The organism is Rhodococcus sp. NPDC054953 (assembly GCF_053609225.1).
Window position 1 is genome coordinate 36,525 of sequence record NZ_JBSGXD010000005.1, and the last position, 15,394, is coordinate 51,918.

Sequence of the window (15,394 nt, forward strand, 5' to 3'; positions counted from 1 at the left end):
GGGGCGAAATAGGAGGAGGGGGGTAAGATCTCGAACAACAGAGACTCCGGGGGGGTTTTCGCCGTTGGGGGGGTTTTTCCCCCGGGTGGGGGAAAAACCCACCCACGGGCGCGGTAGCGCGGGGCCCGATGCCCTCCCGGACAGTGCACCTGTTCCGGAGGGCATCGGGCCCGTCCGCTTTCCGGGGGCGAGGCGGCCGACACGCGCACCCGGTGATGCGCGTGCGGATCGTTCCCGCGTCCACGATGTGGTACTGCCGACCCGCGGGGTGATACCGAACTGTGGGGGCAACTAAGCTGTCCGGGTCACGAACTTTGCGGGCACCGCACCGCGCCCCGGTTCGGTGACGATCCGCCCAGACACCTAACACAGGGAGTTCGCTCGTGAGCCAGAATGGCCGTCCCGTTGTCCTGATCGCCGACAAGCTCGCACAATCGACCGTCGATGCGCTCGGAGACGGTGTCGAGGTGCGCTGGGTGGACGGCCCCGACCGTCCCGCCCTGCTGGCCGCCGTGCCCGAGGCGGACGCCCTGCTCGTGCGTTCCGCGACCACCGTCGACGCCGAGGTCCTCGCCGCGGCCGCCAAGCTGAAGATCGTCGGCCGCGCCGGCGTCGGGCTGGACAATGTCGACATCCCGGCCGCGACCGGTCGCGGCGTCATGGTCGTCAACGCGCCGACCTCCAACATTCACTCGGCCGCCGAGCACGCCGTCTCGCTGCTGCTCTCGACCGCCCGTCAGATCCCGGCCGCCGACCGCACGCTGCGGGAGAAGACCTGGAAGCGCTCCAGCTTCAACGGCACCGAGATTCTCGGGAAGACCGTCGGCGTCGTCGGCCTTGGCCGCATCGGTCAGCTGTTCGCGCAGCGTCTCGCCGCGTTCGAGACCAACCTCATCGCGTACGACCCCTACCTGCCCGCGGCCCGCGCGGCGCAGCTGGGTATCGAGCTGGTCGACATCGACGAGCTGGTCGAGCGTGCCGACTTCATCTCGGTGCACCTGCCCAAGACCAAGGAGACCGCGGGCCTGATCAACGCCGAGCGCCTGGCCAAGGCCAAGGACGGCGTCATCATCGTCAACGCCGCCCGCGGTGGCCTGATCGACGAGGACGCGCTGTACGACGCGCTCGTGAACGGCAAGGTTCGCGCCGCCGGTCTCGACGTGTTCAACACCGAGCCGTGCACCGACTCCAAGCTGTTCGACCTCGACAACGTCGTCGTCACCCCGCACCTTGGCGCCTCCACCTCCGAGGCCCAGGACCGCGCGGGCACCGATGTCGCCAAGTCCGTGCTGCTGGCCCTGGCCGGCGAGTTCGTGCCGGACGCCGTCAACGTCTCCGGCGGCCCGGTCGGCGAAGAGGTCGCGCCGTGGCTCGAGCTGGTCCGCAAGCTGGGCCTGCTCGCCGGCACGCTGTCGACCGAGGCCGTCCAGAACGTCCAGGTGATCGCGAGCGGCGAGCTGTCCGCCGAGAACGTCGACATCCTCGGTCTCGCCGCGCTGCGCGGCCTGTTCTCCGCGAGCAGCGACGAGGCCGTCACGTTCGTCAACGCCCCGCAGCTCGCCGAGCAGCGCGGCGTCACCGTCGAGGTCGAGAAGCACAGCGAGGCGCAGACGCACCGCAGCGCCGTCGAGGTGCGCGCGGTCGCCGCCGACGGCACCGTCACCACCGTCGCCGGTGCGCTGACCGGCCTGCAGCAGGTCGAGAAGATCGTCGCCGTCAACGGCCGCAGCTTCGACCTGCGGGCCGAGGGCCACAACATCGTCGTGCACTACACGGATCGGCCGGGCGTGCTCGGCATCCTCGGCACCGTGCTCGGCACGGCGGGCATCGACATCCAGGCCGCTGCGCTGAGCCAGGACGCCGAGGGCGAGGGCGCCACCGTGATCCTGCGCGTCGACCGCGTCGTCGGTGACGCCGAGGTCGCGCAGATCACCTCGCAGCTCGACGCGCGTGTGGCGCAGGTCGACCTGTCCTGATCGTCCCGGTCTGACCACGTGGCCGCGACCGTTGACGAAACGGTCGCGGCCACAGTCAGATTCACCCCCAGTAGCTACGAGAAGAGAGTGTGTTCATGAAGCTTGCGGTCATCCCCGGTGACGGCATCGGTGTCGAGGTCACGGCCGAGGCGCTGAAGGTGCTGCGGAAGCTGGTTCCCGACGTGGAGACCACCGAGTTCGATCTCGGTGCCAAGCGGTACAACGAGACCGGCGACCTGCTGCCGGACGCGGAGCTGGAGTCGATCCGTCAGCACGACGCGATTCTGCTCGGCGCGATCGGTGATCCGCGGTACGTTGCCCCCGGCATCCTCGAGCGTGGCCTGCTGCTGAACATGCGCTTCCTGCTCGACCACCACGTGAACCTGCGCCCGGCCCGCACCTACCCGGAGTCGACGTCGCCGCTGGCCGCGAACCCGGACATCGACTTCCTCGTCGTCCGGGAGGGCACCGAGGGGCCGTACACCGGCAACGGTGGCTCGATCCGGGTCGGCACCCCGCACGAGGTCGCCACCGAGGTGTCGGTCAACACCTGGTTCGGTGCCGAGCGCGTCGTCCGCGCCGCCTACGAGCTGGCGCAGAAGCGTCGCAAGCATCTGACGCTGATCCACAAGACGAACGTGCTCTCCAACGCGGGCCGCATCTGGACCCGCGCGATGGAGCAGGTCGGCGCCGAGTACCCGGACGTCGAGACCGCGTACTGCCACATCGACGCCGCGACGATCTACATGGTCACCGACCCGGCGCGGTTCGATGTGATCGTCACCGACAACCTGTTCGGCGACATCATCACCGACCTGGCAGGCGCGGTCACCGGCGGTATCGGCCTCGCCGCGAGCGCCAACATCGACGCCTCCGGCACCAACCCGTCGATGTTCGAACCCGTGCACGGGTCGGCCCCCGACATTGCGGGCCAGGGCATCGCCGACCCGACCGCGGCGATCCTGTCGGCTGCGATGCTGTTGCGCCATCTCGGTCGCGAGGACGACGCGGCGCGGATCGAGCGCGCGGTCGAGGCCGATCTCGCTGCCCGTGGCGACGCGCCGATCGTCACGACCGAGGTCGGCGACCGGATCGCGGCCGCGGTCTAGTACGCGCCACACGCGCCCGCGAGCCGTCCGGCTCGCGGGCGCGTGTGTGTCTGTGGACCGGTCGTCCGAGGCCGGTTCAGCCGAGCGAACGTGCCGTTCATTCGACCAGATCGACTGAACGCTTCCGTTCAGTCGATCAGATCGAGCGGATGATCCGTTCACTCGGGCGGTGTGGAGCGGATGGGCCCGGTGGTCCGATCGTCGGGACGGTGCGCGCGCCTCGGCCGGCGGATCAGGTGCGGGCGGGGTGGTGGGTGGGGACCAGGGGTGCCGCGGCGGCGGGCATCAGGGCGGCGACAGCGAACGCGGCGGGGAACCCGATCACGCCGATGACCGCGCCGAAGACCGGGCCGACGGCCGCCGCGGCGATGAACTGTCCGGTGTTCTGGATGCCCAGTGCCCGGCCGCTCCAGTAGGGTCCCGCGATCTCGGCGACCGCGGTGAACGCGAGACCGTTCGGAGCGACGGTGGTCACCGACGCGACGACCAACAGTGCAACGGCGACCGGGGACCCGGTCGCCGCTGCCGCCGCCAGGGCGAGCATCGACACCGAGACGGCCAGTGCGACCGTCCGCAGGGGGCGCAGTCGGCTGCCGACCCGGTCGGACCAGACGCCGGCGGCGACGCGTCCCGCCGCGCCGAGGAACTGTGCGGCGGTGATGACGATGCCCGCGGACGACTCCGACCACCCCCGGTCGGTCACCAGCCAGACCAGGGCGTAGGTCCACACGACGTACTGCGGGACCACCAGCAGGATCGAGGTGGCGTGGATGCGTTGCAGCGTGCCGGTCGTCCGGTACGGGTTGGCGAGCAGGCCGAGGTCGGCGGCGTCACCGGGCGCGGGCCGCGGCGGATCCGCGATCCAGATCGCGCATGCCGCGGCCGCCAGCGCACACGCCGCGGCGGGGAAGGCCAGCGCCCAGCCGATGCCGTGATCGCGGGCCAGGACCGGGACGGTCATCGCGGCGACCGCGACACCGAGCGGCAGCGACATCTGGCGGATGCCCATCGCGAGTCCGCGCTGGTGGGGCGGGAACCAGCCGACGACGACGCGTCCACTGGCGGCGTTGGCCGCGGCGGCCGCTGCGCCGCCGAACGCCAGCAGCACCGCGAGTGCGGGCAGGGCCGTGACGACGGTGGCGGCGGTGGTGGACGCGGCGGCCAGCGCCAGCCCGGCGGCCAGGACGACGCGCTCGCCGTATCGGTCGGCCAGCGCGCCCCAGGCGACCAGGGTCAGCATCACGCCGACGATCGGTGCCGACGCGAGCGTGCCGGCCTGCGCGAGGGTGAGGCCGTACTCGTCGTGCAGCGTGGGGATCAGGAACGCGGTCCCGTTCACCAGGACCGCCTGCGCGGCCTGGGCGGCGACGCCGAGCCCGAGCATCGCCGCGCGGCGCGTGGTGCTGACGGTGTGCTGCGCGGTATCGGTCATGACGTCACGCTACGACCGTGCTTCTCATGTAGTGAAATTGATGTCCCAAAATATGGAATAGGTCTAGGATTCGGGCATGCGCCTAGGTCGAATTGCCAGCCCGGATGGGGTCGCCTTCGTCTCGATCGAGGGGGAGGGGGACGCGCGCACGGCGAAGGAGATCGCCGAGCATCCGTTCGGCACCCCGACGTTCACCGGCCGCAGTTGGCCCCTCGCGGACGTGCGCCTGCTCGCCCCGATCCTCGCGAGCAAGGTGATCTGCATCGGCAAGAACTACGCCGCGCACGCCGCCGAGATGGGCGGCGAGGCGCCCGCCGATCCGGTCATCTTCCTCAAGCCCAACACCGCGATCGTCGGCCCCGGCGCACCGATCGTGCTGCCGCCGAGTTCCAGCGAGGTCCACCACGAGGGTGAGCTGGCCATTGTCATCGGCCGCCCCTGCAAGGATGTGCCCGCGGCGAAGGCGCTCGACGTGGTGCTCGGCTACACCGTCGCCAACGACGTGTCCGCGCGTGACCATCAGCGCCACGACGGCCAGTGGACCCGGGCGAAGGGGCACGACACGTTCTGCCCGTTGGGGCCGTGGATCGAGACCACCCTCGACGCCTCCGACGTCGAGATCCGCACCGAGGTGAACGGCGAACTCAGGCAGCGCAGCCGCACTTCGCTACTGCTGCACGATATTCCGAAGATCATCGAGTGGATCTCAGCGGTCATGACGCTGCTGCCGGGCGACGTCATCCTGACCGGAACACCGGAAGGCGTCGGGCCGATCGTCGCGGGCGACAGCGTCAGCGTGACCGTCGAGGGGATTGGGACGCTCACCAACCCCGTCGTCGCGAAAGGCTGATCGGGCGGCCCGACGGTGCGGGGGAGGACTAATCTGGGAGGGACCCGCGGTCTCAACGAGACCGTCCTCCTCCAACCCAAGTGAGCCATGACCACCAGCGAAGTGCGCGTCCGTTTCTGTCCGTCTCCCACCGGAACCCCGCACGTCGGGCTCGTCCGCACCGCCCTGTTCAACTGGGCGTACGCGCGGCATCACGGCGGCAAGTTCGTCTTCCGCATCGAGGACACCGACGCGGCGCGCGACTCGGAGGAGTCGTACCAGGCGATCCTCGACGCGCTGCGGTGGCTCGGCCTGACCTGGGACGAGGGCCCCGAGGTCGGGGGGCCGCACGAGCCGTACCGGCAGTCGCAGCGCCGCGATCTGCACCTCGAGGTCGTCGCGAAGCTGGTCGAGGCGGGCGAGGCATACGAGTCCTTCTCGACGCCGGAGGAGGTGGAGGCGCGGCATCACGCGGCAGGCCGCGACCCCAAGCTCGGGTACGACAACTTTGACCGCACCCTGACCGAGGAGCAGCGGGAGCTGTACCGGTCCGAGGGGCGTAAGCCGGTGATCCGGTTGCGCATGCCCGACCACGACCTGACCTGGGTGGACCTGGTCCGCGGTGAGACGACGTTCAAGGCGGGCACGGTCCCGGACTTCGCGCTCACCCGTGGCAACGGCATCCCGCTCTACACGCTCGTGAACCCCGTTGACGACGCGCTGATGAAGATCACCCATGTGCTGCGCGGCGAGGACCTGCTGTCGTCGACGCCGCGGCAGCTCGCGCTGTACGAGGCGTTGCGGCGCATCGGTGTCGCCGATTTCACACCGGAGTTCGGGCACCTGCCGTTCGTGATGGGGCAGGGCAACAAGAAGCTGTCCAAGCGGGATCCCGAGTCGAATCTCTTCATTCACCGCGACCGCGGCTTCCTCCCCGAGGGGCTGCTGAACTACCTGGCCCTGCTCGGCTGGAGCATCGCCGACGACCGCGACGTCTTCTCGCTCGACGAGATGGTCGCGGCCTTCGACATCGCGAAGGTCAACTCCAATCCCGCGCGGTTCGACCAGAAGAAGGCCGACGCGATCAACGCCGAGCACATTCGGTTGCTCGACTCCGCGGACTTCGCGGCCCGGCTCCGCGCGTACCTGACCGCGCACGGTCACCCCGTCGACGCCGTGACGGCCGAGCAGTTCGACACCGCCGCGGAGCTCGTGCAGACCCGCATCGTGGTGTTGTCGGACGCCTGGGACCTGCTCAAGTTCCTGTTCGTCCCCGACGCCGACTTCGCGATCGACGAGGCCGCCGCAGCGAAAAACCTGGGCGCCGACGCGGCGCCGGTGCTGGATGCGACCATCGCCGCACTGGACGGGCTCGGCGCGTGGGCGACCGCCGACCTCGAGGCCGCCCTCAAGGCCGCGCTGATCGACGGTTTGGAGCTCAAGCCGCGCAAGGCGTTTGCTCCGGTGCGGGTCGCGCTGACCGGGTCGCACATCAGCCCGCCGCTGTACGAGTCGATGGAGCTGCTGGGCCGCGAGAAGACCCTCGGCCGCCTGCTGGCGGCCCGCGCGAGCATCGTCTGACCCTCCGCCGGCTGGTCGGGTGGCTCAGATTGGGCCCCTGACCAGCCGATTTGGAGAATGGCGGGTGGGCTTTGCTAAAGTTCTCCTCGGTTCGAACGACAGCAACCGCCGCGCAGCGGAGGCCGTCGGGAGAAGCCATTGGGGTATGGTGTAATTGGCAACACAGCTGATTCTGGTTCAGCCATTCTAGGTTCGAGTCCTGGTACCCCAGCGGAAATTCGGTGAGTGTTCACTGTGCTGTTTCGACAGCACAGCGGCCGTTCGCCGGGTTGCCATGCAGTACACGGCACGTTCCCTGGCCCCGTCGTCTAGCGGCCTAGGACGCCGCCCTCTCAAGGCGGTAGCGCGGGTTCAAATCCCGTCGGGGCTACCACGGAGAGCGTGCCGATCGTCTGCAAGTCCTGGCCCCGTCGTCTAGCGGCCTAGGACGCCGCCCTCTCAAGGCGGTAGCGCGGGTTCAAATCCCGTCGGGGCTACAAAACGAAAGACCCTCCGGTATCCGGAGGGTCTTTCGTCGTTGGACGGGAACGTCCGTCAGCCGCTCTTGCGGCGGAACTCACGCTTGTGGTCGGCGGGGCCATGCGAGTTGTGAATCTTGGAATCGCCTGCCGGTGCGTTGCCGTGCATCGAGTGCTGATGACTCTTGCGCTCGAGTGCCTCCCGGAACTGCTCCTTGATGTGTTCACTCTCGGATTCGGTCACGGTGCGGTCCTCCTCGATCGTCGATCTCCGGTGGATGGGGTCGCACCGTGACCGTACCGCGCCGACGTGCCCCCGTCGCGGCAATATTTCGCGGCACGGATGCGGTCGGGCGGGGGCGGTGTCAGAGAAATTCGGCGGTGCTGCCGCCGAGCGGCATCGACGGCAGGCCGAGCTTGCGGTGGTCCCACGACCGCACTCGGTCCGGCTTCACCCGCACCGCGACTCGCTTGTTGAGCATCATCTCGATCGCGGGATCGACGTCCTTGCGGTACGGGCCGGTGTACCGCTCCCAGATGCTCACGCCGACGGACCACAGGGCGTCGGGATCCTCGACGATCTCGGCGGTGCCCTCGAACGAGACGCCGCGCAGGGTGTCGTAGGTGTGGCCGTCCTCGATCATCACCGTGATGCGGTTGTCGCGGCGCAGGTTCACCGCCTTCTGCGACTTCGCCTTCGTCTCGAACCACACTTCGCCGTCGATGATCGCGTACCACATGGCAATCAGGTGGGGTGCGCCGTGCGGGCCGATGGTGGCCATCGTTGCGACGCGGCTGTGTTCGACGAACTCGGTGATCTCGGCGTCGGTCATCGTGACCTGTGCCCGCTGGTTGGTGCCCACTGCGACGGTCCTCCGGTTTCGGATTTTCTGGAACGTGTTCTCACGCAGCACTGTGCCACGTGGGTGTCCGCCGGGGGAGGGGATGGGCGCCGAATCCCACTCAGAGGCGCTTGTGCAGCGCTTCCGCGGCGGCGAGCAGGTCCGCCGCCCACCTGGCGCCGGGGCGTCTGCCCATCCGGTCGATCGGTCCGGACACCGAGATCGCCGCGACGACGCTCCCGGTGCGGTCGCGGACCGGGGCGGCGACGCTGGCCACGCCGGGTTCGCGTTCGGCCGCGCTCTGGGCCCACCCTCGTTTGCGTACCTCGGTGAGGACCCGCTCGCTGAACAGGGCATCGGGGAGCACGCTGCGTTGGACCTGTGGATCCGACCAGGCGAGAAGCACTTTGGCGCCGGATCCCGCGGTCATGGGCAGCCGGGCGCCGACGAGCACGGTGTCGCGAAGGCCGGTGGGCGGCTCCATCGACGCGACGCAGACCCGCTGCACCCCTTCGCGTCGATAGAGTTGCACGCTCTCGCCGGTGATCTCACGCAGTCGCGGCAGGACCAGGGCGGCCGCCTCGAGCAGATTGTCGTGTGCGGTCGGTGCCAGTTCCGCCAGGCCGGGGCCCGGGCGCCACAGGCCGTCCGCGTCGCGCGCGAGCAGTCGGTGCACCTCGAGGCCGACGGCGAGGCGGTGCGCCGTCGCACGGGGGAGGCCGGTGCGCGTGCACAGCTCCCCGAGAGTGCACGGCGCCTCCGCGACGGCGTGCAGGACCGACATCGCCTTGTCGAGAACCCCGATGCCGCTGACCGCCTCGGGAACGCTATGCTTTCTCATAGGTCGATATTATGCGTCTCGCATTCTGAGATTCCTAATCGGACACTCTCGCGGGATGCGCACGGCAGGACGATGGCAACGACCACGAACCGAGAGATGATGGAGGTCGGATCCTCGGCGGGCCAGCCCATAACCCGCGAGCCGACCGATCACGAAGAGGTGGAGAACATGGCCAGCAGAGGGCGCACTCTTGCGGAGAAGGTGTGGGACGACCATGTCGTCGTCCGGGGCGAAGGGGAGGGCTCGGCGCGTCAGCCCGACCTGATCTACATCGACCTGCACCTCGTGCACGAGGTCACCAGCCCGCAGGCGTTCGACGGACTTCGGTTGGCCGGACGGCAGCTTCGTCGTCCGGACCTGACGATCGCGACCGAGGACCACAACGTCCCGACCGTCGACATCGATCAGCCGATCGCCGATCCCGTTTCGAGACTTCAGGTCGACACGTTGCGACGCAACTGTGAGGAGTTCGGGGTCCGGCTGCACCCGATGGGTGACCTGGACCAGGGCATCGTGCACGTCGTCGGTCCGCAGCTGGGGCTGACCCAGCCCGGCATGACGGTCGTCTGCGGCGACAGCCACACCTCCACGCACGGCGCCTTCGGTGCTCTGGCAATGGGAATCGGCACCAGCGAGGTCGAGCACGTGATGGCGACGCAGACCCTGTCGCTGCGCCCGTTCAAGACGATGGCCATCACGGTCGACGGTGAGATGGCCGATGGTGTCACGAGCAAGGACCTGATTCTCGCCGTGATCGCGAAGATCGGTACCGGTGGGGGGCAGGGCTACGTGCTCGAGTACCGCGGTGAGGCGATCCGCAAGCTCTCGATGGAAGCCCGAATGACGATCTGCAACATGTCGATCGAGGCGGGCGCGCGGGCCGGGATGATTGCACCCGACGAGATCACCTACGAGTTCGTCAAGGGGCGTCCGCACGCCCCGACCGGCGCGGACTGGGATGCCGCGGTTGCCGCGTGGAGCGAGCTGAAGACCGACGACGATGCGGTTTTCGACGCCGAGGTCCACATCGACGCGTCGGCGCTGACCCCCTTCGTCACGTGGGGAACCAACCCGGGCCAGGGTGCTCCGCTGGGGGAGCGGGTGCCGAACCCGGAGGACATCGTCGACGAGAGCGACCGCGCGGCAGCCGAGAAGGCCCTGGCCTACATGGGGCTGGAGGCGGGCACGCCGCTCCGCGAGGTCTCCGTCGACACCGTCTTCGTCGGTTCGTGCACCAATGGGCGGATCGAGGATCTGCGTGCGGTCGCGGGAGTTCTCAAGGGCCGCAAGGTTGCCGACGGGGTCCGCATGCTGATCGTTCCCGGTTCGATGCGGGTGCGGGCCGAGGCTGAGGCGGAGGGGCTCGGTGAGATCTTCACGGCAGCAGGGGCGCAGTGGCGTCAGGCCGGCTGCTCGATGTGCCTTGGCATGAACCCGGACCAGCTCGCCTCGGGTGAGCGCTCGGCGTCGACGTCGAATCGAAACTTCGAAGGCAGGCAGGGCAAGGGCGGTCGCACCCATCTGGTTTCGCCGCTCGTCGCCGCCGCAACCGCGGTGCGCGGGACGCTGTCGGCGCCGGCGGACCTCGACTAGAGACTCGGAACAGGTAGGAGATATTTCGATGGAAGCCTTCACCACTCACAAGGGCATCGGCGTCCCGCTGCGACGGTCCAATGTCGACACCGATCAGATCATTCCCGCGGTGTACCTAAAGCGCGTCACGCGTAGTGGTTTCGAGGACGGGCTGTTTGCCGGCTGGCGTGCCGATCCCGGATTCATCCTGAACCTCGCCCCGTACGACAAGGGCACCGTACTGGTAGCGGGACCGGACTTCGGCACCGGCTCCTCCCGTGAGCACGCGGTGTGGGCGCTGTCGGACTACGGATTCCGGGTCGTCATCGCATCGAGGTTCGCGGACATCTTTCGTGGCAACGCGGGCAAGGCCGGTCTGCTGGCCGCTCAGGTGGAGCAGTCCGACGTCGAACTGCTCTGGAAGGCGCTCGAGGAGCAGCCCGGTCTGGAAATTGTCGTGGATCTCACGTCGCGCACGGTGAGTGCTGGAAGTCTGGTGGTGCCCTTTGCCATTGACGACTACACGCGCTGGCGTCTGCTGGAGGGACTCGACGACATCGGATTGACGTTGCGCCAGGTAGACGCGATTTCCGAGTTCGAAAAGTCAAGGCCGTCATGGAAACCGACCACCCTTCCGGCCCGGGTCGACGGCAGCGACGGGTAGGGGCGCTAAGCACATCGGACGCCGGAAATGGGTAGCCACGCCGCTGAGAGAGGCATGAGAATTGGCGTGGCACATAGACTCTTGCCCATTTCCGGTTTACCGTGTTTGCTAGTCGGTCCGTCAATGGGCCATTGGTTTGCGGAGGAACATCCAATGAACAAAGCAGAGCTCATTGATCAGCTGACCGAACGGTTGGAGTCTGATCGTCGTAGCGCCACCGATGCGGTCGAGCACATCGTCGACATCATCGTCCGCGCGGTGCACGCCGGCGAGAACGTCACCATCACCGGCTTCGGTGTCTTCGAGCAGCGTCGTCGTGCGGCGCGGGTCGCGCGTAACCCGCGCACCGGTGAGACCGTCAAGGTTAAGCCGACGTCGGTGCCTGCCTTCCGCCCTGGCGCCCAGTTCAAGTCCGTCATCGCAGGAAAGCAGAAGCTGCCCGCGTCCGGCCCGGCCGTGAAGCGTGGTGCGGCCGCCGCGGCTCCCGCGAAGAAGGCCGCCGCGAAGAAGACGGCGGCGAAGAAGGCCGCGCCCGCCAAGAAGGCCGCCGCGGCGAAGAAGGCCACGGCCACCAAGGCGACGGCCGCGAAGAAGACCACCGCAGCCAAGAAGGCCGCCCCCGCCAAGAAGGTCACCGCGGCGAAGAAGGCCACGGCCACCAAGGCGACGGCCGCGAAGAAGACCACCGCAGCCAAGAAGGCCGCCCCCGCCAAGAAGGCCACGGCCACCAAGGCGACGGCCGCGAAGAAGACCACCGCCGCCAAGAAGGCCGCCCCCGCCAAGAAGGCGACCGCAGCCAAGAAGGCCGCCCCCGCGAAGAAGGCACCGGCCAAGAAGGCCCCCGCGAAGAAGACCACCGCCCGCAAGCGGTAGGCCTCGACGCACGGAAGAGGGGGACGACGGGCAACCGTCGTCCCCCTCTTCTTTCGTGTCAGTGCCGTTCAGGCCTCGGGGAGGGCGCTGTCGACATGGTTCGCGTCCACCAGTCGGCCCCCGGACATCGACAGCACCCAGGTGCTGCCCTTTCGATTGCGCGCGGCGGGGAGGGTGACACCGTCACGATCGGCCCAGCGCTGCAACAGATCGGGGATGACCCGGCCCTGGCTGCAGATCACCTGGACCCCGCCGCGGGCCGCGATCTTGCGCACGAGGGACTGCGTCGTCGCCGGATCGTCCAGGTACGACTCCTCGGTCAGCGCCGGTTCCACCCCGATGCCGACCCCGAGGTCGCGGGCGAGGGGTTCGACGGTTTGCACACAGCGGACCCGGTCGGCGGCGTGGATCTCGGTGGCGCCGAAGGCCCGCAGCAGCGTCGAGAGCGCCTCGGCCTGCCCGCGCCCGACCTTGTCCAGGGGGCGCTGGGTGTCATCACCCTTGTATCGGGTGCGCCGACCCGCCTTCGCGTGCCGTACCAGCAGCACCGTTGTTGTGTCGGCGGGAACCTTGAGGAAGCGGCGGGTCACCTTGAGATCCACCGGGTACGACAGTGCGGCCGGAACGTCCTCGGGGGGGAGCCACCGCAGTTCGTCGACCTCGTCGTTGGGCACGAACAGGCCACCGCGCGCCTCGGCCGCCCAGTAGTCCACCCGCTTGCGTTTGCGATGTCCGGGTACCTCGTAGGCGACCCGGGTGACGTGCCTGCCCAGCTGGACTCTCAGGCCCGTCTCCTCCTCGACCTCGCGCAGCGCGGCAACCACCGGTGTCTCACCGGGATCGAGCTTGCCCTTAGGGAAGGACCAGTCGTCGTACTTGGGGCGGTGGATCAGGGCGATCTCGATCTCGTACGGGTTGGTGGGCGACTTTCGCCACAGCACCGCCCCCGCCGCGAAGATGTTCGCCTTGATCGACGTCGACCCGGCCTTCGGGCCATCCGACTTCGTGCTCACGGAGTTCCTCCTGTCGGGTGGTCGGGGCCTATGCCGTGCGGCCGCGTCGGCTGCACATCAGTTCCTCCTGATGCTCGCGCACCTGCTCGCCGCGGGCCGGGGACGCCGCCCAATGCCCGTCGGACTGCAGCACCCAGCACCGGGTCGTCGGGTCGAGCGCGGACTCGAAAACCTCGCCGAGTTGGCCGGTGAGGCGCGGATCCTTGACCTGGGCCATCACCTCGACCCGCCGATCGAGATTGCGGTGCATCATGTCGGCGCTGCCGATCCAGAACTCGCCAGCGCCCTCGAAGTGCATGATCCGGGAGTGCTCGAGGAACCGGCCGAGAATCGAACGGACCTCGATGTTCTCGCTCAGGCCCGGCACCCCCGGCCGCAGTGCGCAGATCCCGCGGACCACGACCCGGACCGGGACGCCCGCCTGCGAGGCGCGGTAGAGCGCGTCGATCACCTGTTCGTCGACGAGCGCGTTGGCCTTGAGTCGGATGCCCGCCGGTCGACCGGCCAACCGGTGCTCGATCTCGGCATGGATGCGAGCAACGATGCCGGCACGAACCCCGTGCGGGGCGACGAGAAGGTTGCGGTAGTTGGCCTTTCGGGAGTACCCCGTCAACGTGTTGAACAGGTCGGTCAGGTCGGCGCCGATCTCGGGGGCCGCGGTGAGCAGGCCCACGTCCTCGTAGAGTCGCGCGGTCTTCGGGTTGTAGTTGCCGGTGCCGATGTGGCAGTAGCGGCGGATTGTCGACCCCTCGCGCCGGACGACGAGGCAGGTCTTGCAGTGCGTCTTGAGTCCGACGAGTCCGTACACGACGTGCACGCCCGCCTGCTCCAACTTGCGTGCCCACTTGATGTTCGCCTGCTCGTCGAACCGGGCCTTGATCTCCACGAGCGCGACCACCTGCTTGCCCGCCTCGGCCGCGTCGATGAGCGCATTGACGATCGGGGAGTCGCCCGAGGTGCGGTACAGCGTCTGCTTGATGGCGAGCACCTGCGGGTCAGCGGCCGCCTGCTCGATGAACCGCTGCACGCTGGTCGAGAACGAGTCGTACGGATGGTGCACGAGGACGTCACCGTCGCGCAGCGTCGAGAAGACGCTCTTGGGTGTCTCGCGTTCGCCGAACGCCGGGTGGGTGGCGGGGACGAACGGGGCGTCCTTGAGCGCGGGCCGGTCGACGCCGTACACCTGCCACAGGCAGGACAGGTCGAGCAGGCCCGGCACCTGGATCACGTCGCCGGGGTCGACGTCGAGTTCGCGCAGCAGCAGCTCGAGCATGTGGTCGGTCATGTCGTCCGCGACCTCGAGCCGGACCGGGGATCCGAAGCGGCGGCGGGCGAGTTCGCGTTCGAGGGCCTGCAGCAGGTCCTCGTCGCGGTCCTCCTCGACCTCGAAGTCGGCGTTGCGGGTGATCCGGAACGCGTGGTGCTCGACGATCTCCATGCCGGGGAACAGCACGTGCAGGTGCGCGGCGATCAGCGCCTCCATCGGCAGGAACGCGGGGATCGCCCCCGGTCCGTCAGCTCGGGTGACCCGGACGAAGCGGTCCACGTTGTCGGGCACCTTCACGCGGGCGAAGTGTTCGCCCCCGGTGGACGAATCCTTCACCGTCACCGCGAGGTTCAGGCTCAGCCCGCTGATGTAGGGGAACGGGTGGGCGGGATCGACGGCCAGCGGTGTCAGCACCGGGAAGACCTGGTCCCGGAAGTACTCGGAGAGCCGGCCTGCCTCGTCCTCGTCGAGGTCCGACCACCGGATGATCGAGATGCCCTGCCGCGCGAGCTGCGGGAGCACCTGGTCGAGGAAGGTGCGGGCGTGCAGTTCGGCGATCTCCTGGGTGCGTTCGCCGATCAGCGCCAACTGCTCGCGCGGGGTCAGCCCGTCGGCGGAGCGCACCGACAGCCCGGTCTCGTCGCGGCGCTTGAGCCCCGCGACGCGCACCATGTAGAACTCGTCGAGATTCGACGCGAAGATCGCGAGGAACTTGGCCCGCTCGAGCAGCGGAAGGGACGGGTCCTCGGCGAGCGCGAGAACCCGCGAATTGAAGTCGAGCCAGCTGAGTTCGCGGTTGAGGTAGCGATCGTCGGGGAGCGGCGCCACCGAACCGTCGACCGACCGGGGTGTCGCGGCGGGGGGCGCGGTCGGGATCACCGGGAGGTGTCCGGCGACGGGTGACGGGCCGAGGACCTCGCCGTCGATCGCCGTCTTC

General features: G+C 68.7%; 13 protein-coding genes and 3 tRNA genes. 10 read left to right on the forward strand and 6 right to left on the reverse strand.

Annotated elements, in window-relative coordinates:
* The first annotated feature begins 383 nt into the window (after positions 1-383).
* Together serA and ACWF62_RS05280 are read left to right on the forward strand one after the other, a co-directional pair.
* Entirely contained in the window at positions 384-1,976 is a 1,593-nt protein-coding gene (gene serA / locus ACWF62_RS05275; RefSeq protein ID WP_378506567.1) for a phosphoglycerate dehydrogenase, read from the forward strand.
* Between the two features lie 95 nt (positions 1,977-2,071).
* On the forward strand, positions 2,072-3,085 hold the full coding sequence (locus ACWF62_RS05280; protein ID WP_452629565.1) for a 3-isopropylmalate dehydrogenase: 1,014 nt from the start codon (positions 2,072-2,074) through the stop codon (positions 3,083-3,085).
* A 232-nt stretch (positions 3,086-3,317) separates the two neighbouring features.
* On the opposite strand, the gene ACWF62_RS05285 is transcribed toward ACWF62_RS05280, so the two are convergent.
* Complete coding sequence (locus ACWF62_RS05285) at positions 3,318-4,517, reverse strand: MFS transporter (protein ID WP_378506569.1); 1,200 nt, start codon at positions 4,515-4,517, stop codon at positions 3,318-3,320.
* A gap of 76 nt (positions 4,518-4,593) precedes the next feature.
* Between ACWF62_RS05285 and ACWF62_RS05290 the strand changes: the two genes are divergently transcribed.
* The 5 genes from ACWF62_RS05290 to ACWF62_RS05310 all read left to right on the forward strand — a co-directional run bounded on the left by ACWF62_RS05290 (position 4,594) and on the right by ACWF62_RS05310 (position 7,403).
* On the forward strand, positions 4,594-5,367 hold the full coding sequence (locus ACWF62_RS05290) for a fumarylacetoacetate hydrolase family protein (RefSeq protein WP_378506570.1): 774 nt from the start codon (positions 4,594-4,596) through the stop codon (positions 5,365-5,367).
* 87 nt (positions 5,368-5,454) lie between these two features.
* Positions 5,455-6,927: a glutamate--tRNA ligase gene (gene gltX / locus ACWF62_RS05295; protein ID WP_378569967.1), complete on the forward strand. Its 1,473-nt coding sequence runs from the start codon at positions 5,455-5,457 to the stop codon at positions 6,925-6,927.
* 139 nt (positions 6,928-7,066) lie between these two features.
* Positions 7,067-7,138: transfer RNA gene (locus tag ACWF62_RS05300), tRNA-Gln, on the forward strand.
* Between the two features lie 86 nt (positions 7,139-7,224).
* Positions 7,225-7,300, forward strand: a tRNA-Glu gene (locus ACWF62_RS05305).
* A gap of 30 nt (positions 7,301-7,330) precedes the next feature.
* A tRNA-Glu gene (locus ACWF62_RS05310) sits at positions 7,331-7,403 on the forward strand.
* Between the two features lie 58 nt (positions 7,404-7,461).
* Here ACWF62_RS05310 and ACWF62_RS05315 read toward each other — a convergent pair.
* From ACWF62_RS05315 to ACWF62_RS05325, 3 genes are all read right to left on the reverse strand, one after another.
* Positions 7,462-7,629, reverse strand: coding sequence for a DUF5302 domain-containing protein (locus tag ACWF62_RS05315; RefSeq protein WP_378506572.1), 168 nt, complete (start codon positions 7,627-7,629; stop codon positions 7,462-7,464).
* A 121-nt stretch (positions 7,630-7,750) separates the two neighbouring features.
* Positions 7,751-8,248 carry a PPOX class F420-dependent oxidoreductase gene (locus ACWF62_RS05320; protein WP_378506573.1) on the reverse strand — a complete coding sequence of 166 codons (498 nt, stop codon included), beginning with the start codon at positions 8,246-8,248 and terminating at the stop codon, positions 7,751-7,753.
* A gap of 100 nt (positions 8,249-8,348) precedes the next feature.
* On the reverse strand, positions 8,349-9,068 hold the full coding sequence (locus ACWF62_RS05325) for an IclR family transcriptional regulator (RefSeq protein ID WP_378506574.1): 720 nt from the start codon (positions 9,066-9,068) through the stop codon (positions 8,349-8,351).
* Positions 9,069-9,227: 159 nt separating this feature from the next.
* On the opposite strand from ACWF62_RS05325, the gene leuC reads away from it, so the two are divergent.
* From leuC to ACWF62_RS05340, 3 genes are all read left to right on the forward strand, one after another.
* Positions 9,228-10,661 (forward strand): 3-isopropylmalate dehydratase large subunit, encoded by a 1,434-nt coding sequence (leuC, locus tag ACWF62_RS05330; protein ID WP_378506745.1) that lies wholly within the window; start codon positions 9,228-9,230, stop codon positions 10,659-10,661.
* A gap of 28 nt (positions 10,662-10,689) precedes the next feature.
* The gene (gene leuD, locus ACWF62_RS05335) at positions 10,690-11,304 is read left to right on the forward strand and encodes a 3-isopropylmalate dehydratase small subunit (protein WP_378506575.1); all 615 of its coding nucleotides are present in this window, start codon (positions 10,690-10,692) and stop codon (positions 11,302-11,304) included.
* A 153-nt stretch (positions 11,305-11,457) separates the two neighbouring features.
* A complete protein-coding gene (locus tag ACWF62_RS05340; protein WP_378506576.1) occupies positions 11,458-12,177 on the forward strand; it encodes an HU family DNA-binding protein in 720 nt (239 codons plus the stop codon).
* A gap of 68 nt (positions 12,178-12,245) precedes the next feature.
* Here ACWF62_RS05340 and ACWF62_RS05345 read toward each other — a convergent pair whose 3' ends face one another.
* Positions 12,246-13,190: an NUDIX hydrolase gene (locus ACWF62_RS05345; protein WP_378506577.1), complete on the reverse strand. Its 945-nt coding sequence runs from the start codon at positions 13,188-13,190 to the stop codon at positions 12,246-12,248.
* Positions 13,191-13,218: 28 nt separating this feature from the next.
* On the reverse strand, positions 13,219-15,384 hold the full coding sequence (locus ACWF62_RS05350) for an RNA degradosome polyphosphate kinase (protein ID WP_378506746.1): 2,166 nt from the start codon (positions 15,382-15,384) through the stop codon (positions 13,219-13,221).
* Between the last annotated feature and the right edge of the window lie 10 nt (positions 15,385-15,394).